18 protein-coding genes are annotated in these 21,412 nt (G+C 51.3%); 9 read left to right on the top strand and 9 right to left on the bottom strand.

Annotated elements, in window-relative coordinates:
- Positions 1 to 219 precede the first annotated feature (219 nt).
- Positions 220 to 531 (top strand): flagellar hook-basal body complex protein FliE, encoded by a 312-nt coding sequence (gene fliE / locus PAT9B_RS12055; protein ID WP_013509545.1) that lies wholly within the window; start codon positions 220 to 222, stop codon positions 529 to 531.
- 345 nt (positions 532 to 876) lie between these two features.
- On the opposite strand, the gene PAT9B_RS12050 is transcribed toward fliE, so the two are convergent.
- The 3 genes from PAT9B_RS12050 to PAT9B_RS12040 all read right to left on the bottom strand — a co-directional run bounded on the left by PAT9B_RS12050 (position 877) and on the right by PAT9B_RS12040 (position 5,487).
- Entirely contained in the window at positions 877 to 2,127 is a 1,251-nt protein-coding gene (locus tag PAT9B_RS12050; RefSeq protein ID WP_013509544.1) for a hypothetical protein, read from the bottom strand.
- Positions 2,128 to 2,527: 400 nt separating this feature from the next.
- Positions 2,528 to 3,781: a hypothetical protein gene (locus PAT9B_RS12045; RefSeq protein WP_013509543.1), complete on the bottom strand. Its 1,254-nt coding sequence runs from the start codon at positions 3,779 to 3,781 to the stop codon at positions 2,528 to 2,530.
- Positions 3,782 to 4,275: 494 nt separating this feature from the next.
- Positions 4,276 to 5,487 carry a diguanylate phosphodiesterase gene (locus PAT9B_RS12040; RefSeq protein WP_013509542.1) on the bottom strand — a complete coding sequence of 404 codons (1,212 nt, stop codon included), beginning with the start codon at positions 5,485 to 5,487 and terminating at the stop codon, positions 4,276 to 4,278.
- Between the two features lie 247 nt (positions 5,488 to 5,734).
- On the opposite strand from PAT9B_RS12040, the gene PAT9B_RS12035 reads away from it, so the two are divergent.
- Complete coding sequence (locus PAT9B_RS12035; RefSeq protein ID WP_013509541.1) at positions 5,735 to 5,983, top strand: hypothetical protein; 249 nt, start codon at positions 5,735 to 5,737, stop codon at positions 5,981 to 5,983.
- A 171-nt stretch (positions 5,984 to 6,154) separates the two neighbouring features.
- On the top strand, positions 6,155 to 6,421 hold the full coding sequence (locus PAT9B_RS12030; protein WP_013509540.1) for a hypothetical protein: 267 nt from the start codon (positions 6,155 to 6,157) through the stop codon (positions 6,419 to 6,421).
- An 18-nt stretch (positions 6,422 to 6,439) separates the two neighbouring features.
- Here PAT9B_RS12030 and PAT9B_RS12025 read toward each other — a convergent pair whose 3' ends face one another.
- Positions 6,440 to 6,679, bottom strand: coding sequence for a DinI-like family protein (locus PAT9B_RS12025; RefSeq protein ID WP_013509539.1), 240 nt, complete (start codon positions 6,677 to 6,679; stop codon positions 6,440 to 6,442).
- A gap of 137 nt (positions 6,680 to 6,816) precedes the next feature.
- On the opposite strand from PAT9B_RS12025, the gene iraP reads away from it, so the two are divergent.
- On the top strand, positions 6,817 to 7,110 hold the full coding sequence (iraP, locus tag PAT9B_RS12020; protein ID WP_013509538.1) for an anti-adapter protein IraP: 294 nt from the start codon (positions 6,817 to 6,819) through the stop codon (positions 7,108 to 7,110).
- 197 nt (positions 7,111 to 7,307) lie between these two features.
- Here the strand turns inward: iraP and PAT9B_RS12015 are convergent, their stop codons facing one another.
- Positions 7,308 to 7,631 (bottom strand): DUF6388 family protein, encoded by a 324-nt coding sequence (locus tag PAT9B_RS12015; protein WP_013509537.1) that lies wholly within the window; start codon positions 7,629 to 7,631, stop codon positions 7,308 to 7,310.
- A 149-nt stretch (positions 7,632 to 7,780) separates the two neighbouring features.
- On the opposite strand from PAT9B_RS12015, the gene yedD reads away from it, so the two are divergent.
- Positions 7,781 to 8,248: a lipoprotein YedD gene (yedD, locus tag PAT9B_RS12010; protein WP_013509536.1), complete on the top strand. Its 468-nt coding sequence runs from the start codon at positions 7,781 to 7,783 to the stop codon at positions 8,246 to 8,248.
- 65 nt (positions 8,249 to 8,313) lie between these two features.
- Here the strand turns inward: yedD and fliT are convergent, their stop codons facing one another.
- Genes fliT through fliD form a run of 3 tightly spaced genes read right to left on the bottom strand, consistent with a single transcriptional unit; the run spans position 8,314 to position 10,527 of the window.
- Positions 8,314 to 8,673: a flagella biosynthesis regulatory protein FliT gene (gene fliT, locus PAT9B_RS12005; protein ID WP_013509535.1), complete on the bottom strand. Its 360-nt coding sequence runs from the start codon at positions 8,671 to 8,673 to the stop codon at positions 8,314 to 8,316.
- Positions 8,673 to 9,080, bottom strand: a complete 408-nt coding sequence (fliS, locus tag PAT9B_RS12000; RefSeq protein ID WP_013509534.1) for a flagellar export chaperone FliS — start codon at positions 9,078 to 9,080, stop codon at positions 8,673 to 8,675. Before fliS ends, fliT begins: the two co-directional genes overlap by 1 nt.
- A gap of 10 nt (positions 9,081 to 9,090) precedes the next feature.
- Positions 9,091 to 10,527 (bottom strand): flagellar filament capping protein FliD, encoded by a 1,437-nt coding sequence (gene fliD / locus PAT9B_RS11995; protein ID WP_013509533.1) that lies wholly within the window; start codon positions 10,525 to 10,527, stop codon positions 9,091 to 9,093.
- A 337-nt stretch (positions 10,528 to 10,864) separates the two neighbouring features.
- Here fliD and PAT9B_RS11990 point away from each other — a divergent pair, with 337 nt between their 5' ends.
- From PAT9B_RS11990 to PAT9B_RS11975, 4 genes are all read left to right on the top strand, one after another.
- Positions 10,865 to 12,163 (top strand): FliC/FljB family flagellin, encoded by a 1,299-nt coding sequence (locus PAT9B_RS11990; RefSeq protein WP_013509532.1) that lies wholly within the window; start codon positions 10,865 to 10,867, stop codon positions 12,161 to 12,163.
- Between the two features lie 181 nt (positions 12,164 to 12,344).
- Entirely contained in the window at positions 12,345 to 15,872 is a 3,528-nt protein-coding gene (locus tag PAT9B_RS11985) for a glycosyltransferase (protein ID WP_013509531.1), read from the top strand.
- Between the two features lie 119 nt (positions 15,873 to 15,991).
- Complete coding sequence (locus tag PAT9B_RS11980) at positions 15,992 to 19,420, top strand: glycosyltransferase family 2 protein (protein ID WP_013509530.1); 3,429 nt, start codon at positions 15,992 to 15,994, stop codon at positions 19,418 to 19,420.
- A gap of 34 nt (positions 19,421 to 19,454) precedes the next feature.
- The gene (locus tag PAT9B_RS11975) at positions 19,455 to 20,606 is read left to right on the top strand and encodes a DegT/DnrJ/EryC1/StrS aminotransferase family protein (RefSeq protein WP_013509529.1); all 1,152 of its coding nucleotides are present in this window, start codon (positions 19,455 to 19,457) and stop codon (positions 20,604 to 20,606) included.
- An 80-nt stretch (positions 20,607 to 20,686) separates the two neighbouring features.
- On the opposite strand, the gene PAT9B_RS11970 is transcribed toward PAT9B_RS11975, so the two are convergent.
- Complete coding sequence (locus PAT9B_RS11970) at positions 20,687 to 21,289, bottom strand: acyltransferase (protein ID WP_013509528.1); 603 nt, start codon at positions 21,287 to 21,289, stop codon at positions 20,687 to 20,689.
- Between the last annotated feature and the right edge of the window lie 123 nt (positions 21,290 to 21,412).

Below are 21,412 nucleotides of genomic sequence, written 5' to 3'. Positions count from 1 at the left end.
CCTGACATAATTGACCGGGTGAGTTGTGGTGACAAAACGGACTCCCTGAAACGTCGAAAAGTGAAATTCCACTCCAATGCTTTGCATTATTTTCTGAATCGCGAAATTTGATGGGCGAAAAAGCCGGGGTTTTTGCAGTCATTTAACGCCTTTGTCTTATTGACAGTGTGATAACTTTTCCAGCGTGAAAAAATGAATCATCTTCAACGAGGTATTGGCATGTCGATTCAGGCAATTGATGGTGTTCTGCAACAGCTGCAGCTGACGTCGTTGCAAGCCAGCGGCCAGCAGAGTGACGCCACTCAGCAGGTGGACTTTGGTGCGACCATGAAAGCGGCACTGGATAAGATCAGTGAAACGCAAAACAATGCACGCAGCCAGGCGCAGGATTTTGAGATGGGCAAGCCGGGCGTGGCATTAAATGATGTGATGGTCGATCTGCAAAAATCGTCGATTTCGATGCAGATGGGCATTCAGGTCAGGAACAAACTGGTGTCGGCGTATACTGATATCATGAATATGCAGGTCTAGTTCTTTAACTGCCTGAACAGTATCGGGTGTACCCTCCTGATGCTTTCCGGTAGGGCATATGCAGGGCAACGTCAGCAAATGGCGAGTTAATCCGGTTCATCTGCTCGTCGTTGTTTTCCTGCATCCATGCCCCCGTAACCCTTCAGACCACCGGTAGATTGGCATGCCAGTCGTGCGCTGGGTACCGGTCTGCTCTTCCTGACGTTGTGTAGCCGTTTTGTCATGGTGACAGCGACGTCTGCAAACTCTTCTCTCAGAACTTGCAAATGGCACTGGTGATAAAAACTGCCCCTTAATCAGCGGGCTATCCGGCTTTTGCGGGGCAGTGTATTCGTCAGCTTTCTTTTATTTCTTTTGCAGAACCATTTTCCAGTTTGGTGGAATTCTTATCTCCGCCATTTTTCCGGGGGCAAGACTCTCAAACGACTCCAGGTCCTGATAGTAGCCAGAGTCATTGATGGCGGGAAAGGTAAAATATAACGGTGTGAAGTAAATAAAAAACACTGTGGCAGCAACTGCAATGGTCGTTCTGAACTTGTTAAGTGTTGAAATAAGAATGATAGCAAGGCAGGCAAGGCAAATGTTGGTAGCAATGAAGTATCGTTGAGCGCCATCGGTGTGATACAAAATCGGCCACATAGACTGACCGGAGCTGCCCAACTGGCTAATAAGTGCAGAAGCGAAAACAAAGATGGGGAATAAAATCAATGCTTTTATCCTCCAGCCGAATTTGAAGAATGCAGCAATCAGTGAAACGGAAAGGATGAGAAATAGAACCATGTTGACATGATCGTGTGCAGCCATCGCTTTCGCTAAATCAAATGGCAGAAACGCACTGAAGATAATCCGACACGAAACGATATTCGCCAACAGGCCGAGACTGGTTCCTTCCGACACGATCTGTCGTGCTGTCCCGGCGGTGGTGACAATGCCAAAAATCTGGATGATACAGCAAGCTGCAAGGGTGACATCAAACATATTGATGCCCTTAATCGCTTTAAGGAAGCCTCCTCGTTCGCTAATTCGTTTGATAATCAAACATGGCGCAACGAAAAGAGCAAATGGCCCACTTAATCCACCAATGATCATGATTAAATAGTCATGGATGTTATTTTTGGTATCTACCGGGGCGCTGGCCATCACAACGGCAAGCATATACAGCGACAGATACCATTGCGCGTTGGTGATGTTGACATAAGCTTCGGAAATGCCCGGCATCAGCAAAATATATAATGCAATGGCAATCCGGTATCCGATGTGAATGAAATTCATGCGTGAAGAGAGAATGAAGCCTATAAAGAAACACCTGATCAGCATCGCAATGAGGTTTGCCACAAGTGCGGCTTTTGATATGCCAAAAATAAGAGCGATACTAAATGTTAATCGTGATACGGTTTGATAATAGCCGCTATGCGCGATAATTAATGATTTCCAAAAACCGTAGTTGTATGCCTGAGCCATCCATGCGGCACCATCTTCTGCCCAGGGTTGAGCGTGGGTGACAATGTCTGGTCTACGTAGAATCATTAAAATAAAAGCCAGAGTCATCATTATCATGAGTGCTGGCGCAGTAAATACCCCTTTTTTCTTTTCCAAGATAGTCCTCATTTCAATTTTATTAGTTATTAAAATTAAACAGTTGTTGTAAGCAAGCCCTAACATAAATGGAGTGAAAATCGTACTGTTGTGTCAGTTTGTGGTGGCAGCTACAGTTATATTTCTCATGAATTACCTGCACGTGTGGTGGGTAAGGGCCACGATATTCGTCACCAGGTTTCTTCTTCGTTCTATGCCTTTTTTATCAGGCGATATTGGACAATACGATGGGTCTAACGATAGATAAGTACATGTATATATGCACTTATCTATCAGCCAGATATAAAAGACTTAAACAGCCCGGGAGAAAAATATGCGTACAACGGGAGCCATATTTAACGGTGAGAGTTGTCCTTGTATGAATACTTCATCTTGCGCCCCTGACGGGGCGCAGTGATTATTACTTTTTGATCAGTTTCATCGCCCAGCCTGGTGGGAGTATGTTGATGCTAACTTTCTCACCTTTCTCTTTAGCTTCGAAAGCACTGACATCCTGATAGTAACCAGAATCAGGGAGTTCATTTAAACGAAATCCCTTTGGTATAAAGATGGCGAAAACCATAAAGCCCGCGACCAGAATCTGAGTTTTCATTCTCGGTGTTACTGAAACCAATGCGATGGCAAGACAAGCCAGAGCCACATTGGTGACATAAAAATAGCGTTCTCCCGCCTCCGAGTTGAAAGCCACGGGCCATTGCGGTTGATCGGGTGAAATAAGCGGTCTTGCCAGCGCAAATCCGATCATTAATACCGGGAATAAAATAATGGACTTTACTCGCCAGCCATACTTGATGAATGAGAAAATAAGCATGGCAGCTAACGCGATAAATAATAGGGTGTTGATGTTGCCATGCGCGGCCATGTTTCTTGCCATCTCGAATGGCAGGAATGAGCCATAAATGATACGGCATGAAACAAGATCGGCCAGCATCGAGAAGCTCGCACCGAGTGGCGCGTTAGATCTGGCGGCTGCCGGAGATGTCAGGATTACGGTAATCTGAATCAGGCAACAGGCAGCCATGACAACATCAAAGAGGCTTATTTTTTTAATCGCATTAACCACGCCACCGTGCGTATAAAGCCTTTTGAACAGCAGGCAGGGTGCGATAAAAATGACAAAAGGACCACTTAAACCACTGATCACCAGAACCGTAAAGTCATGCACTTTACCAGCCAGGGTTTCTGCATCATTTGCCATTACCACAGCCAACAAATACATTGAAAGATACCAGTGAACATTGGTGATATTCACAAACCCTTCAGCAACGTTGGGCATCAGAATAAGGTATGCGGCAATAAGCACGCGATATCTTAACTGAATAAAATTCATTCTTTTCGAAACAATGAATCCAACAAGAAAGCATCGGATGAGAATGGCAATGATGTTCGCCACCAGCGCCGCTTGTTTCAGGCCAAAAAGCAACGCGATACCATAAGTAAGTCTGGATATGGTCTGATAATAACCCGCTTCTGGTTTGAGCAGTGATTGCCAGAAACCATCATTATAGATACCCGCCATCCATAACACGCCATCTTCTGCCCAGGGCTGCGCATGCATAACAATATCTGGCCTGCGAAGCACCAGAACAATGAAAGCGAGAAACATCAGGCCAAATAGCGCGGGTCCACTTAATATCCCTTTATCTTTATCCACAATAATCCTCATTGTAAGTTCTGTGATAATCACCCGTTGGGAGGTCGATTTCGGACGAAATCCTAACACAAGGAGGGTTAATTATTTACGATTGTGTCGGTTTGTGACCGCTGATGGCAGGATACTGGGTTGAGTGAAGGATCAATGGGGGGATAAAGTGGCGCTATCCTACTCTTTCTGCACGATTGTCAGGATGAAACCTGGACGATCTTGCATGCAGTGCACAGCATCGTCGCGGCGCGATTTAGCAGGCTGCCAGGGAGTGAGTTTTAAGGGAATGCGATCAACGATCTGGGAGAAGAAGTTTATGCCCCACCCGGCGCTTATCTCCGGCACTCATAATGGCTTAGCTCTTGAAGGGGCAAAGGGATTATCTCAGATTTATCCGAAAAGTATAGGGCCGTGCGGGCTCTTTTGCTGGTTATCGTGAGGCGAATCACACCCCTTTTTTGGCGGTGCTAGTTCATAACCCCCGATTACGCAAGTTTTCGGCATTAACGTATCTCCGGCCATGCCACCGCCGGGATGCCATTCAGCTGTGGCCGCGCAAACAAAAAGCCCTGAAACTTACTGATTCCCGCCGCTTCCAGCCACATCCACTCTTCAGGCTGCTCAACACCTTCGGCAATCACGGAGATTTCTAACGAGGCACAACATTTAATCATGGCATGCACAATCGCCTGTTTCGGGCCGCTTTTATGGACATCTTTGATGATACTTCGGTCGATTTTGATCTTGTCTGGCTGGAATTTTGCCAGCAGCGACAGGCCCGCAAATCCGGCACCAAAATCATCCAGTGCCACACTGATGCCTGCCGCCTTTAACTGCTTAATCGCGGCGGTAAATTCGTCAGCGCGTGATATCGCTTCGTCCTCGGTGACTTCTACCACTATCTGCTCCGGGATCAGACCATTGGCGTGAATTTCCGTCAGCAGATAATCCACGGCATTTGGCACCATCACCAGCGACATGGGTAACAGGTTAATCGACAGCGTCAGTTTTGGGATATTGAATTGCCGGGCCAGTTTAAATGCCTGGCTTTTACATTTGAGATCAACTTCATAAACTTGCTTGCGGCTGTAGGGGGCAAAAAACTTTTGTGGTGAACCTCCGTCGGCACTGCGAATCAGTGCTTCCAGTGCCAGCACTTCACGGGAGAAAGGGTCAATAATCGGCTGAAAGGCAAAATGGCACTGTGTAGTGGCGTCTTCAGGGACGTCGATAAGCAAAATTTCCTGCGCATCGGCGATAAATTCCCAGCTGTTGGCCGGTGGGATCTCGAAATAGTTTTCTTTTTCGCGCGCTTCGACAAAGGTACGCAGAAAACGTAATGCCCGATCGTCAAAAGTGAGTTGATATTTTGACGTTCCTTTGTTCAGCACTGCCTGAAGCACGGTGGCTTTATCATGTTCGCGTAAATCAATCAGTTCCATGCCGGAATTGCCGAAACGGCGCGCGGGCGCATGGTCGTGCAGCAACTCCACGAGATTTTGATGGCGGGCGTCTTTACAGATCCGGCCATAGATAGACTGGACCGCCTCAGCGGGTCCCTCCAGCAATTGAAAAAAATGCAGTCCGTCAAATAACAAAATGCCCGTCACATCCAATAATTCATTATTTCTATTGGCTTTTTCAACCATGTCTTGCAGTTTTTTCACCGGAACATGGTCGCAGAGATGGCTGCGATAAAGGATGGTTGAGAGCATGGCAGGTTCCAGAACATTATTTTTGTGAGGTCTACATTAACAGAGCGTTCGGGGAAAATGTCGCAGACAGCGATTATTTATATTGAGAAGCGTCTGAAAGCGCTCGGCAGGATAAAAAGCGTTGTTCTGCCTGCGTCAAATCGGATTCTTTCTCCATCAGGCTGCCCGGGCGTTGACGATAAAAATATTAGATTGAAACGACAAATAAAAAGAGTAGTGTGATCTTCGTTAACCAGAGGTGAGCACAATGTTGCGTGATTATTTGAAGATTGATGATAGCGACCGCTTAGTCGAACAGAGCATCCAAAGGCTCAACAATCGCGGTCAGGAAGATATTACCGAGTGGCGTATTATCGGGGAGAATGGCGAGCATAAAGGGCAAGTCTCCCTGTTCGATAAACTCTGTGTCCAGCGTTCCTGGAATGTCAGCTACCGCATTACGCAAACCGATGTGAACGGAAGGGTTGTCGTCGATCACTTGACCGACGTGTTGTAATTTTTGCCGTAGTTTTTGTGTCACTTGACCCGCCGCTGTGCGGGTTTTTTGCCTCGCTACTCTGCACCACACGCAGTTCCGATTATTCCTAATGCGGCTTCGCTATATTCAACTACCTTTAATGACTGTGACGTTATTTAAATTGGTCATTTTCAATAAAAGGAAAATAGCATGAGTGATTCAGAAGCGATTAAAACCAAAACTGACTACTTGCGTGATGTGACTTCACAGCTCAAAGAGATGCGTCATTATGCCCAGAGCAACACCGAAACCCTGTCCAGTCACTGGCTGGCTTTTGATGCCGGTGAGTATAAGGATAAAGCGTATGCCGCACGATTCGATACACTCATTAATAAACAGGGGAAACTGCTGGATGATATTGATCAGGCGATTCAGGATTTAGAAATCGCCGTCAATCATAGCGAGCAGGAGAGCTAAGGCACCCGTGCGGGTGGTTTAGTCCGCCACCAGCCACATATCGGCTTCATCGAACATCTCTTCGATGATACGTGCCAGTGTGGCTTTATCGTTTTTACTCATATCGGTCTCAATGGCGTTCCGTTCCATCGGCTTGACCCGTACCTCAAGTTCCGGAAACACCCGCTGCACGCGTTTTTCCAGTTCCTGCAAGATCATTTCGCGCGCACCGGGTAATCCTGCGACGTTGCGCTTGTCGTAAATCAGCTCCACAAACATTCAGGGCATTCCATTTAATCAATCAGAGCGTCATATTACTGTAAATAAAAACAGTATCAAGCGGCAGGAAGGAGGAAAGGCGATAATTTTATCGGGCTGCATCTCATAACCATACTTTTTATGCCAGGAGGGAAAGCATGCGACAGTTGGTCATCGATATTTTGCTCAAGATGGCAAAAATGGATGTGGAAGCGAAAGAGCTGACGGCACAGGTTGAAGCACAGTCGCTGTTGATTGCCGCGTTATTGATTCAGGCAAAACAGGATAATTCGCTGACCATTAGCGAAACGGTCCAGGATGCGATTGTCACCGCGTCTCGTTCGTCTGAAGCGTTTTTGCAGTCAGATGTGGATCTGTTATTGACCCATATTAATCGCCTGTTGGCGGTGGCGCGTTATGTCGAAGTGAAGGCGATTGAGCGGGAAGAGTAAGGGAAAAAATAAGACCTCTGGAGGTGGAAATCCAGCAACACCTCCAGAGGCGGTGCAAAAGCACCATTCGTTCAAGGACAATCTACGACCGAAGTCGTAGTGTTAACTTATACAAGTTTTACTAACTTGTACAACTTTATCCTGATCATTTTGAGTGGTACGAGCTGTGAAATCGCAGCCAGTCTAAACTGAAGCGCTTACAGTTCGTTCTTAATACAGAACTCTTCCCATGTCATACCTAACGCGGCAGCGTGGGTTTTCAGGTAGGTTTCGATGGCTTCAGCGGCCACCGCTTTGTCCGGTTCGGCGAGCTGAATAGAGAACAGCATGCCATCAAGGTTCTTCTGACGTAAGAACGCGGCATAGATACGTTCTGCATGCCACTGGCGCAGTGCATCTAATGTCATGCCCGCCTGCTGCGCATCATTGTCGGACAATTCATCCAGCGCCGCCTGGAAATCAGGATGGGCGGCAAAAAACATTTCACGTGCCTGGGCGTAATACTGTTCTGGCGTTTTCATTCGGGGTTCCTGCTGGTTAACTCGGCGCGTAGTGTAGCGCGGGCGGGCTTGGTTGTCAGGAATCCCGGCAGATCCGACGCAGATACCTTGCGTAACTCAGTGGAAAAATTATAACGTAGCCGCCATTGAAGCGAGTGTAGGGACCGAAGATGAAAAAGTGGATGGTACTGGCAGCGTTGGCGCTGTCGGGGTGTGCGCAGATCAACAATTATGAAGCGGCGGTGAAGACCCCGGCACCAGCGGAATTGCAGGGTTATTGGCAAACCGTTGGCCCGCAGCGCAAGCTGATTAGCGATCAGGCAATGGGCAGTCTGATCATCGGTGCGCAGGGCGATACCCTGGATTGTCGCCAGTGGCAGCGCGTGATTGCCAAGCCAGGTAAGCTGACACGTCTGGATGACCAGTGGGTGAATGTGACGCGTCTGGTGCGCGTCATGCCGCTCAGGTTAAACAATGGTGAGCTGCGCTATGATGGCTTGCGGATGCGGAAGGTCGATCGCCCAACGGTTGAATGTCAGCAGGCATTAAAAGAAGTGGCTGCACGACCTGATGAAGCGGTGATTCAAAATATTGAGCCAGAGATTTTGCGCCCGACACAGCTTTCAGCGCAGAACTAAGCAGGTTGTACAAAAAAAGAGCGGCAGGAAAAGATGTTTTCGCTGCCGCTCCGCGAGGGTATTACTCAGACGGTTTGACGCGGTACTAAGACACTGCCTTGTTTACCATACGCGCTCATCATGGATTTTTGCCGTGATGATTGTCCAACCAGTTGCGCCAGTTCATCCAGACGTGCCTGTAACAGGCGTTTGACTTCACTCTCATTGTCGAGGATATGGCGTAATACCGGGCGCAGTTGTTCCTGAGTTTGCAGCGAAGGCGCGGTGTCCTGCGTTGATCGCGCCAACTGTTGCACCGCACTAACGTATTCCATCTCCTTGGTGATCAATTCATCCCATTCGCCGTCTGCGGCAAGGCGCAGCATTCCCTGGCTGAGATCGAGTAACTGCTGGTAAATGGCAATCAGATGCGGTGCGATAGTCATTAAACGGCGTCCTGAAGGTGTTGAGGTTGAGCGACTTCTTTCCAGGCATCAGCGATATTACGTAGCAGCCCTTCAACTTCTTCGATGGCTTCTACGTCATTACGCAGATTGGCCTGTAACAGACGGCGAACCATATAGGCATACAGCCCTAGCAGGTTTTCGGTGAGTTCATCACCACTGCCTTCTGCCAGACCCTGTTTGAGTCCGTTTTCGATAATATTGATCGCTTTAGAGAGCGACAGACCTTTGCCCTCAATATTCCCATCCTGCAAAAACAGGCGGGCGCGAACCAGTGCGCTGAGCGCACCGTCAAACAGCATCACCACCAGTTGCTTCTGGCTGGCGCTCATGACGGCGCTTTCAACGCCGATTTTGGCATAGGCTTGAGTGCCATTTGCGCTATACATGAATCACTCCTTATGAGGATGAGCTACTTGTGCTGCTGGTGCTGCTGGACGACGTATCGAACTGCTGCGACAGGTAGCTACTGGTGCTATTCAGTGAACTCATCAGTACGTCCAGGGCAGTAAACTGGGTTTTGTAACGCGCAATCAGGTTATCAATACGCGTACTCATGTCGTTGTACTGATCGGTCAGGTCATTCAGGGTCTTACTGACACCATCGGTGGCCGCCTGCACGATACCGGTACTGGATAGCCAGCTGGTCAGGTTGGTCGCGATGGTGGTGGTAATGCCGGTGGTGGTACCGTCGCCGACGATCATCTCTTTCACGCCATCCGGGTCGCTGGTCAGGGCGCTCTCGAGGGTATCGGAGTCCAGTTCCAACTGGCCGGATGTCGGGTCAGTGGTAATACCGATCTGCGCCAGCGTTTTATAGGTTGAGCTGCTCTGCGCATTGGTCAGCATGCTTTTTAGCTGCGTCTGAATAGTACGCAGGGTGCTGTCACCGAGCAGCGCGCCGTTGCTGGAGTCCTGTGAATCTGAACCGACATCTACCGCGGTATATTTGGTCAGGGTGTCGAACTGCGTCAGCAGGGTGTTATAGGCATCAACCCAGTTCTCAATCGCGCTTTGCGCTTTCGACGAGTCTTTGGTGATGCTTAATGTCGCATTACCCGTGGTGGTGTCATTAAGTTTGAGCGTAATGCCTTCCAGCGCATCACTGATGGTGTTGCTGCTGTTCTCAATCTCAACGTTGTTCACCGTCAGTTTGGCGTTCTGTGCTGCGACGCTTTCGGTCATGGCGTTGCTGCTGGCACTGGCGTCATAACCGACAATGCCCTGCAACGTATCATCGCCGGTCACACTGATGCTGCTAACGGCATTATCGCTGCCGGTTTCAGTCGACGTCAGTGACAAACGGTAGCTGCTATCACCGGTTTTAATAATGGTGGCGGTAACACCAGCATCAGCGCTGTTGATCGCATCGCGCATGCCGGTCAGCGAGGTCTGATCGCTGGTCAGCGTAATGTCTTTGCTGGTGCCATCCACCAGCGTAATGGTCATGGTACGGCTACTGGCAGAGCTGTCGCCCAGCGCCGTGCTGTTGCTGGTTTGGGTGGCAGACGTCAGCGTCTGTGCCTGCGCCAGCTGTGACACGCTAATGGTGTAGTTTCCGGCTACTGTGCTACCAGATGTCGTGGCGCTAAAGGCACTGGAGCTGCTGGTGGCAGACGTCGCAGTGAAAAGATCGGCGTCATTCAATGCGGTATTCGCGGTCTGGAAAGTGGTCAATGCGCTTTTCAACGTACCGTAAGCGCTCAGCTTGGCGGTATAAGCCGTCTGCTGAGTAGAGATAGGATCTAATGACGCTTTTTCGGCGGTTTCCAGACTGTCCAGAATGCTACTTAAATCGAGGCCTGAACCGACACCCAGGGTAGAAATACTTGCCATGTTGTTTCCTTTTTATGTCGACACGGAGAGTGAATACCGGGGTTATCGGCGTTGGATGGGGAAAGTTTAAAATTATTTACCTGCGAGTAATAAAGCGAATAGCGCATATAGAGAAAGGTATTTCTGGCGCTAGAAAAGTGATCATTCAGCACTAAAGAAGTGCAACACCTGGGCGATAAAGTTAAGCGTGACAGGCTGAAGTGAAAAATTTTCGCCTGGTACTAAAAAAAATCTAAAGGTTGTTTAAGGGCAGACGATAACAACTTTGACGGCGCTGAAGCCGGCGGGTTGAAGCCCACACCTTAACCGAAAGACTTGATTAACAGGAATATTTATCATGGCCCAAGTCATTAATACCAACAGCCTCTCGCTGATCACTCAGAACAACATCAACAAGAACCAGTCTGCTCTGTCTACTTCTATTGAGCGTCTGTCTTCTGGTCTTCGTATTAACAGCGCTAAAGATGACGCAGCGGGCCAGGCGATTGCTAACCGCTTCACTTCTAACATCAACGGCCTGACTCAGGCAGCGCGTAACGCCAACGACGGTATCTCTGCTGCGCAGACGACTGAAGGCGCACTGTCTGAAATCAACAACAACTTACAGCGTATCCGTGAACTGACCGTACAGGCACAGAACGGTACCAACTCTGATTCCGACCTGTCTTCAATCCAGGACGAAATCAAATCACGTCTGGATGAAATCGACCGTGTGTCTGACCAGACCACTTTCAACGGCGTGAACGTGCTGTCTAAAAATGGCTCAATGAGCATTCAGGTTGGTTCTAACGATGGCGAAACCATCGACATCAACCTGGAGCAGATCGACTCTTCAACTCTGGGTCTGAGCGGCTTCTCTGTTTCTAAAAACTCTCTGGATGTGACCGACGCGGTGACTCAGGTTGCCGATACTGGCGGCGTGATGACTGATGTTGACATGTCAGACGTAGCAACCAAACTGGGCGTGAGCAGCGGTACTCTGTCTCTGCACCAGATCTCTGGCACCAACGAATATGTGGTTCAGTCTGGCAGCGATTACTACTCTGTATCTGTTGATAACAGCGGTTCAGATGCCGGTAAAGTTGAACTGAACACCACCGACGTTTCTTACGGTGACGAAGCTAACGGTATCGCGTCTAACGGTGCGGTGCAGAGTGGTCAGCTGATTAAAGTTGGCACCGACAGCAGCGGCAACGCGACTGCGTATGTCACTATCCAGGACAAGAACTACAGCGTGTCTTCTGGTCTGCTGGCAAACAGCGACGACGCAACTGCGGCGACGACTGGCGCAACTTCTGGTATCGAGCTCAGCTCTACTGGCGGCGTAACTGCATCTACCGAATTCGCTGGTGCAGCAACGGCTGACCCGCTGGCGCTGCTGGACAAAGCTATCGCTAAAGTTGACACCTACCGTTCAAGCCTGGGTGCGGTGCAGAACCGTCTGGACTCTGCTATCACCAACCTGAACAACACCACGACGAACCTGTCGGAAGCGCAGTCCCGTATCCAGGATGCGGACTACGCGACAGAAGTGTCGAACATGTCTAAAGCACAGATCATCCAGCAGGCAGGTAACTCCGTGTTGGCGAAAGCTAACGCCGTACCTCAGCAGGTTCTGTCTCTGCTGCAGGGCTAATCGCCCGATTAATGATTCATCGACAAACCCCGCTTCGGCGGGGTTTTTTATGGCTGAATAACGCCCGAATCGTGGTGCTGCTTGGCGGATTGAAATCGTGGCCAGCCCTTAGGATAAGGAAAAATCGTCTTGCTGCGCGCCGAAGATGGCGAACGCAACCATTGCCAGAGAAGGGCTTCTGATGAAACACACGCCAAGAGTCAGCATTATTATCACGGCGCATATTCCTGTTTGGCTGGAGGGGGCGCTCAACAGCGCGCTGGCGCAGGATTATCCCGATTGCGAAATCCTCGTTGCTGACTCCAGTGGCAAAGCTTTTATCCCTCAGTTGCTGCAACCTTACCTGAATCAGCCTGGCCATGCGGTACGCCATCTGGTTTTTCCCGTCGGTCACCCCACCGTGATCGCCGAAGCGATTCAGGCGGCACAGGGTGAATTCATCAAATTGCTGAGCTATGCCGATGAGCTGTCTGGCAATTGTGTCAGCACCCTGGTCAGCGCACTGGTTGCCGCACCTCAGGCGGTGCTGGCGTTGACGAAACGCAATCGTATTGATGCGCGTGGCGAACCGGTGGCAGATATCCTCTCTACTGCTGCCTTTCTGCCCCAACCTGGGGTGATGAAGGGAACGGATTTACTGCGCTATCAGTGCCGACTTGGTTATAACCTGCTCGGAGACTTTAGTGCGAGTCTGATGCGCCGTGAGATGTTGCTGGAATTATTGTCTGATCACCACGCGCTGTTCCGCGTGGAGGATGAAGTGATGCCACAAATCGGTGCGTTGATACTGTACAGCAAGCTGCTGATTCAAGGGGATGTGGTGTGGTTCCCGACGCCGTTGTGCTCGGTGCGGGTTTCCGATGTGCATATCCAGCCGCACCAGAATGAGGGCGAAGAGCATATCCGCGAGCAACGTGACCGTCTGATTCTGCAACTGCGTAAAGCGTCGTGGTACACCTGCGCCACGGGATCTTCTGAAATGATAACCGTGGCTGCACCAGGGGAACCGCAGAACATCAGCCAGCACAATATCCGTCAGTTGCAGTACCAGGCACTCAGCAGCAGCACCCTCAGTCACTGGAATCTGGTGCGACAACTAAAGCCGTGCCACCAGGCGGCGCTGGCGCAGCTCAGTGCAGATTTAGCGCAACCGGTATCACTGGCGATCATCATTACGGTGACCCCAGAGAATGCCAGTCAACTGGCGCAAACGCTGGCTTCAATTGAGGCATTTTCTTCACCATTACTGACGCTGCGTCCCCTGCTGGTGGGTGCGGTGACGGATAATCAGCAGGGTGCACTGGCGTTTCCGGCTACAGCAGAACAGCGTCTGCCGGTGATCAACCAACTGATCAACGATCAGGATGCGCACTGGTTTATCCTGATTGAGTCCGGTACATGCTTCAATGCTTCCGGCCTGATTGCGTTGGCCAGCGCGTTGCCATCTCGTGATGATGTGCTGGCGATGTACGCGGATGAGTACTTCTTCATTAACGGTGAACCTACCGGTCTGGCGTTCCGCCCGGATTTCAACCTCGATATGTTGCTCAGCTCACCGAAAACCATGGCGCGGCACTGGCTGTTCCGCCGTGAGTTGCTGCTGGCGGCGGAAGGGTTTGATCTCAATTATCCGCAGGCGGCAGAACTGGATCTGATGGTTAAACTGATCGAATCACAGGGATTGAACGTGGTAGGGCACCTGGCTGAACCTCTGCTGACGGCTCACCTGCGCGCGCGCGATGTGGCAGTGGACGCCGGGATTATCCAGCGTCACTTGCAAAATCGAGGTTACGCCAATGCTGAGATCGCCCTCGACAGTTACTACAACTATCGCCTGCGCTACAACCATGAGACACAGCCAAAAGTTTCGATCGTGATCCTCGCCGGACAAAGCCTGCCCGCGCTGATTACCTGCGTCACCACGCTGATGGAGAAGACGCGCTATCAGCATTATGAGTTGCTGATTGTGGCTGACGATCAGCACAGCCCTGAACGCGACAGCTGGCTGAGTGCCATTGCGACGGTGGATCCGCAGCGTATTCGCCTCATTCAATACCCGCACCCCTGGCATCAGGGGGCGATGAGCAATCTGGCGGCAGAGCAGGCACAGGGTGAATACCTGATGTTTATGCACAGCGAGTTGGCAATTGCCGATGGAGAATGGCTGGATAACCTGCTCAATCATGCACAACGCCCGGAGGTGGCCATTGTCGGTGGCAAGCAGCTCTCCGCTAATAATAAAGTTCGTCATGCGGGTTATGTGCTGGGGATCGGTGGTGTGGTCGGTGAGGTGCTGCGTGGTCATGATGATAAAGACCCGAGCGCATTAGGACGTTTGCATCTGGATCAGAATTACAGCGCGGTATCCGGCGACTTTATGCTGGTGCGTTTTGCCGTGTTCGCGGTACTGAATGGTTTTGATGAAAACCAGCCGTTGTTTAGCGACGTAGATTTGTGTCTGCGAGCGCGCGAACAGGGTTATCTCACGGTCTGGACGCCATACGCACGCATCCTGCGCGCCGCCGAACGTAAAAATCCCTTCGCTGGCGTCACGATCCAGACCGCCGCTCAGCTCAAGCAGCAGGAAGAAGACAAACTGTTGCAGCGCTGGCTACCGCTGGTGGGGCATGACCCGGCCTACAACACCAACCTGTCTCTGCGCAGTCGCCACTTTGATATCAGTAACGATAGCGAGATCAGCTGGCGCCCGGTCAAAAGCAAGGCGCTGCCGCAATTGCTGCTGCATCACTCCGATACGGCGGGTTGTGGTCATTACCGCATGCTGCAACCCTTGTATGCCATGCAGGTTGAGGGGAAGGCACAGGGCAACGCATCATTATCACTGCTTAATCTCAGCGAAGTGGCGCAATACCGCCCTGACAGCCTGATTATTCAGCGTCGGTATACGCCGAGCTTCCATTCGTGGATCGAGCGCGCTGGCAAGTTGCCTGCAATGTTTAAAGTGTTTGAACTGGATGACTACATCCTTAACCTGCCGATGAAGCACTACAACCGTGCCAACTTCAGCCAAGAGATCTCAGGGTTATTGCGCAAAAGCCTGAGCTACTTTGACCGTTTTGTCGTCTCGACACCCCCGCTGGCCGAGTCGCTCGCCACTTTCCATCCCGATATCCAGGTGGTGCTGAACCGTCTGCCAGTGAACTGGTGGGGCAACCTGCAAAGCTTGCGTGGACAGGGGCGCAAACCGCGTGTCGGCTGGGCCGGGGGTTCCAGTCATCAGGGCGATCTGGAGATGATTGCCGATGTGGTCAAGACGCTGGCGAATGAGGTGGAGTGGGTGTTTATGGGCATGTGCCCGGAAAAGCTGCGTCCTTACGTGCATGAACATCATGCTGGCGTCGATATCAGTCTCTATCCGGCGGCACTGGCGGCGCTGAATCTTGATCTGGCACTGGCCCCGGTGGAAGACAACATTTTCAACGTCTGTAAAAGCAATCTGCGTCTGATGGAGTACGGTGCCTGCGGCGTTCCCGTGATCTGCAGCGATGTGGAGTGCTATCGCCACACTGACATGCCCGTCACGCGGGTGAAGAATCGCTTCAAAGATTGGGTGGATGCGATTCGTATGCATCTGCATGATGCGGATGCCAGTGCGCGCGCGGGCCTGACGCTGCAAACTGAGGTGCGCAATGAGTGGATGCTTACCGGTCAGCACCTTGATAACTGGTTAAAGAGCTGGACTGCCTGATAGCAGAAGCGAGAAACACCCCGTTTTTGCCCTTTGTTTTGGGGATTGGAGGCAGTGCGGGGTCGTTACTATAGGCAATATTTGCCGGGCTACATCAGCTACAGAAGAAGCGTACAACGATGACCACCATTCAGGACGAAAACTTCCCTTATTTTATTGTCGCGCCGGATTATCGCGAGTCTTCCCTTGGTATTCAGGTGATGCATCGCTTGTGTCATCTGTTGAATGAAAGTGGCAGACAAGCGTGGATGGTCAATTGCACCGTTAATCCGGCGTGGAATACACCGGCGGTCAGCGGTAAAGAACTGCGGGAGTACCAACTGCGTGGCGGCCTGTTTACCGTTATTTATCCGGAAGTGGTGAGCGGTAACCCTCATCGGGCACCGATGGCGGTGCGTTACATGCTGAACCAGGAAGGAGTCATTAACGGCAATGACCTGGAGGCTGGCCCTGATGATCTGTTTTTCTGGTATCGCCCGGAGTTTGCCGGCAAATACGCGAGCCCACGCATACTGAATATCGAGTGTTATGACCTCGACCTTTTCCAGGACGATCAGCCCGAGAAAAGCTGCGACCTCCTTTATCTCAACCGTGTACCGTTATCGGCGGTAGATTTCTCCCGCTTACCACCCGGCATTGAGATCCTCTCAATGCGCAATCCGCTTACGCTGGCAGAACTGGCCGCGAAACTGAAAACTGCGCGAACGTTGTATAGCTATGAAGCCTCTGGCACGGCGTTGTTGGCGATTTTGTGTGGCTGCCCAGTAGTCGGCCTGACGGCACCGGGTTACGAAAAATATGCTATGACAGCAACAACCCTGGCTGAATACGGGGGTGTCGGCTTCTGTTGGGATGATCATCCAGCCACGCTTGAGGCGGCACGGACCAATCTGTGGCAAATGCGTGACACCTTACTGGCGCGCCGCGAACAGACACAGGAGCAGATACAGCAACTGGTTGATATGACGCAGCAAAAATTGCGTCAGCACCAGCAGGCATTGCGGCAGGGGCGTCTGGAAAACTGGTTGGTGCAGCGCCATCTGACCCCCAACCTGCGTGACCGGCTGACCTTAGCCAGTCCGCCGCGCATGCTGGTGGCGGTGTTTGACGATCCTGCGCAGCCTGATCATCTGTTGCTGACGCTCGACACCCTGGCACAACGGCCTGCCTTCGTTCAGGTGGTGGTGATTGCGGCGCAAAACATGGCCGTTCCCGCAGACATGCTGGTGATGCCTGCTGATGAATGGCACAGCTGGTTGCAACAGGCGACTGCCGAATGCGCATTCGACTGGTTACAGTGCATTCCCGCAGGCAGTTTTTACAGCGCGGAAAGCTGGCCAGTACTGGCCCATTTTCTCAGCAAACAGACGGATGCCCTGGCGGTATACAGCGACGAGCTGTGGCTGAACGCGGCAGGTGATGCGGTGCCGCATCTGAAGCCACACTGGGACTGGGATCTGTTCAGCGCAGCGCCTGCGTCCTATCTGAAGCGTTGTTTGTTGTCACGTCAGGCACTGCAACGCTGGTCTGGCGAGGCGCAGCAATATCCTCAGGCACTGGAAGTGGCTCTGATGCAGCGGATTGCGTTGCATGGAGGCGCAGAGGCAATCCGGCACTATCCAGATATGTTATGTATTTTGCCGGAACCGCAGTTGAGTGAGGACGAGAGCCTGGAGACGGCGCAGGTGCTGGAACATAGTTTGCAATTGATGGGATATCCCGCTGCGTCGGTGCAAATCCAGCCAGGTATGACCATGCAGTTGTTATATGGTCACGCCGCGTTACCCCGGGTTTCGTTGATCCTGCTGGCGGGCAGTTCACTGGCAACGCTGGAGCGTGCTATCACCAGTTTGTTGCAACATAACAACTGGCCGCATACCGAACTGCTGGTGGTCAATCATCGACATGACGATAGCACGCTGAATAGCTGGCTGGCGGGACTGGCAACTATCGATCCGACACGTATTCGCGTGATTGACGTGGTGGTTGACTGGCAGCCGGTGGCACTGCGCAACGCCGCAGCCGCACAGGCCACTGGCGAATACCTGTGCTTTATCGAACCACAGCTGATTTTTTTGTTGGATAACTGGCTGGCAGCGTTGATGAACCATGCGCTGCGCCCGGAAGTCGTGTTGGTGGGGCCGAAACTGATCCACACCGAACAGCATATTCTCTCGGCGGGCCTGATTGCCGGTTATCGTGGGCTGGCGGGTCATATCGGTCAAGGTGAGCGCTGGGATTCTCTGATCAGAGGTGGTTATCTGCAAAGCGATCGCCAGTCGCGGCTGTTAAACGGACAGTGCTTGTTGGTGCGTAAAGATTGCTGGCAGCAGTTGGGCGGATTGGATGAACGCTATGCCGATCTTGCCGTGGCGGAGATCGACTTTGCGCTGAAAGTCGCTCGGGCTGGCCATCGTGCTATCTGGACCCCTCATAGCGTGGTGGCAACGGATGGCAAGGCACGCGTATTGAATGCTATGTCAGCAGAAGCCAGTAAGCTGTTACAGCACTGGGGACGTGATTTGCTGTGTGATCCCGGTTATCCCCTGAATTACTCGTTGTACGGTGATGCTTTCAGCGTAGACGAAAGCCTGAAACAAATCTGGCCAGCGTTTAGCGAGGCGCAGGTACCCCGCGTGGTGTTTGTGCATGGCGATAAAAGTCAGCCGAACAGCGCGCGTCTGTTGCAGATACTGAATGCGATGGCAGAGCAACAACAGATTGCACTGTTGTCCTATGACGCTCTGGCACCGTGGGTGGTCATGCGCCTGCAACCGGATGTGTTGATCTTCGCCGCCGACGTCGCTGAACGACAGCGGGAAAACATTGCAACGATGGTGAGCATGCATGGCTGTCGCTGCTATTGCCTGCCAGAGGCCCGTTTCAGCCAGCAATCTGGCTCAGATCTGTTGCAGGCCAGCTGGCTCAACGGCTGGCTGGTATGGAGCGAAGAGTTACAGCAATGGTTGCAGAAGCGTAAACAAACCACTTTCCCGTTGCCACCGTTGGTCGCGATGCCGGACATGCCGCCGGTTCGTGCACCGCGTCATTCACGTTTACGGGTGTTGTGCGAAACCAGCCAACTCAGTGCGGCTGATGTGCGCTTTTTTGCCCGGGTTGTCAGTGAAACCGCCACATTTATCGATTGGGTGATCCGTGGAGCCGCACCGGCCAGCTGGATCGAATCGATCAGCGAAATCCATCGTACTGAATCGGGAGCGGTTACGGCCAATGAACTCATCAGCCTTAACGTGGATATGGCAGTGCTGTTCCGGCTCAATCAGGACGAAAACCGTGGCAAAGATGATTTGTCTTTACTTGATTATCAGGCTGCGGGTCTGCCGGTGCTGTGTAGCGATATTACGTCACTTCGGCACCGTGGGACAGCCAGCTATGTCCGTAACAAAGAGCATCTCTGGGTAACCGCACTTCTCGACTGGCATCAGCAGGCAGAATGGCCGCCGGTTCTGGCACCCGATCCCGTGCATCAGTTAACCGCTGACGAGCTTGCGACCTTCTGGCAGCAAGCTGGTATCCATTTTTCCTGACCGTGACACATAACACCGCCCACAGGGGGTTTTGATGAAAAAGATCGCGCCACAGTACGACAATAAAAACATTCTGGTGACCTGCCCGTTATTACCACCGCTTGAGGAGTTTATTCCTTATCTGGAGGATATCTGGCAGAGCAAATATCTCACCAATGGGGGGCCTTATCATCAGGCACTGGAAGCGGCGCTGGCGGAGTACCTGGGGGTCAAACATATCTGCTTGTTCTCTAACGGTACGCTGGCATTAATGACCGCATTGCAGGCATTGCGCGTGGGTGGGGAGGTGATCACCACACCTTACTCCTTCGTCGCGACGTCGCACTCGCTGTTGTGGAATGGGATCAAACCGGTGTTTGTCGATATCGATCCGGTAACCTGTAACCTTGATCCGGCCAAAATTGAGGCGGCTATCACGCCGCAAACCAGCGCGATCCTGCCGGTACATTGTTATGGCATTCCTTGCGATACTGACGCAATTGCACGCATTGCCGATACCTACGGGCTGCGGGTGATTTATGATGCCGCCCATGCCTTTGCGGTGAAGCGTGAGGGGGTCAGCATCCTGAATCACGGTGATTTATCGGTTCTGAGCTTCCATGCAACCAAGGTCTTCAACACCTTTGAGGGCGGGGCGATCATCTGTCCAGATGAGAAAATTAAGCGACGTATCGATTATCTCAAGAACTTCGGCTTCGCCGATGAAACCACCGTGGTGGCGGCGGGTATCAACGGCAAAATGAGCGAGTTTCAGGCAGCGTTTGGCATGTTACAACTCAAACACGTTGATGCGGCATTTGCGGTGCGTCGGCGGATATATCAACGCTACGTTGAAGCGTTGTCTGCCGTCCCTGGTATATCGTTGTTACACAGCGATGCGCAAACTGAGTGGAACTACGCCTATTGCCCGCTGTTTATCCAGCCAGACCGCTTCCCGCTGTCGCGCGATGAACTCTACCAGCGCATGAAGGATGAGGGGATCTACGCGCGGCGTTACTTCTATCCGCTGATTTCAGAGTTCCCGATGTATAAAGGCTATGATTCATCTCATTCCGATAATCTGCCGGTGGCGACTGAAACCTCGCAACAGGTGCTGTGCCTACCAATCCATCCTACTCTGACCGATGCGGAGCAGACGCGGATCATTGATATTGTGTTGGCCGCCAGCCAGTTCGCGGCAGCCTGAAGCTAATATCTCCCCTGACAGGGGAGATATAACTAATACATCCCCTTGGTTTGGTCCAGGTATTAGCTGCGCAACATTTATCAGGAGGAAGACCTGGTTTTTGCCTGTTGTGATAAAAATTCACGCTCCAGTTCAAGCAGGTTTTTCTTCCGGTTTTTTATTTTGCTTACCGGTGCGCCAAAATAGACTCCCCATTCTGGCAGGTTCTTGGTGACAAGAGATAATGCACCTACGGACGAACCCTCCCCGATCGTCACGCCAGGAAGAATAACCGTGCCTGAGCCAACAATGACATGGCGACTTAAAATAACCTCTCCGCAAACAACCCCCGTATATTGGGGATCGACTGTCGGATTAGTTAAGTGCTGACCCGTGTAATCATCTGTTTTACTGTAAATTTTAACACCTTGAGATATACCACTAAAATCATCCATTGTGATGCCAGCACCTGCGGATAATAAAGAGTATCCTCCTATATGAATAAATGATCCTAAATTCAAAAAGCCATTGCCATTGGCAACTATGGTTGTGTATCCGTCAATCCTGACATTATCACCAATCGAAATATTACCCAACCCTATGATTGTGCAATTTTTGGCAATGGCGATGTTTTTTCCTAGCGCTTTGAAACCGAAATCTTTTAATTCATGTTCAGTGTAAAAACCAACGTCAAATGGATTCATTTTTAACCTACGTCAGCAAGTGAAAAAGTCCTGGGATTAAAGCAGATTGTTTACATTAACTCACAGATTCTGAAAACGATTCTCCAACGAGTGACGTTTCAGTGGGCTTGTCAGAAGCATAAA

It is taken from the genome of Pantoea sp. At-9b, assembly GCF_000175935.2.
Taxonomy (GTDB): Bacteria; Pseudomonadota; Gammaproteobacteria; order Enterobacterales; family Enterobacteriaceae; genus Pantoea.
The sequence above is the reverse complement of the archived record's forward strand: the minus strand, read 5'-3'. Positions and strand labels throughout refer to the sequence as shown.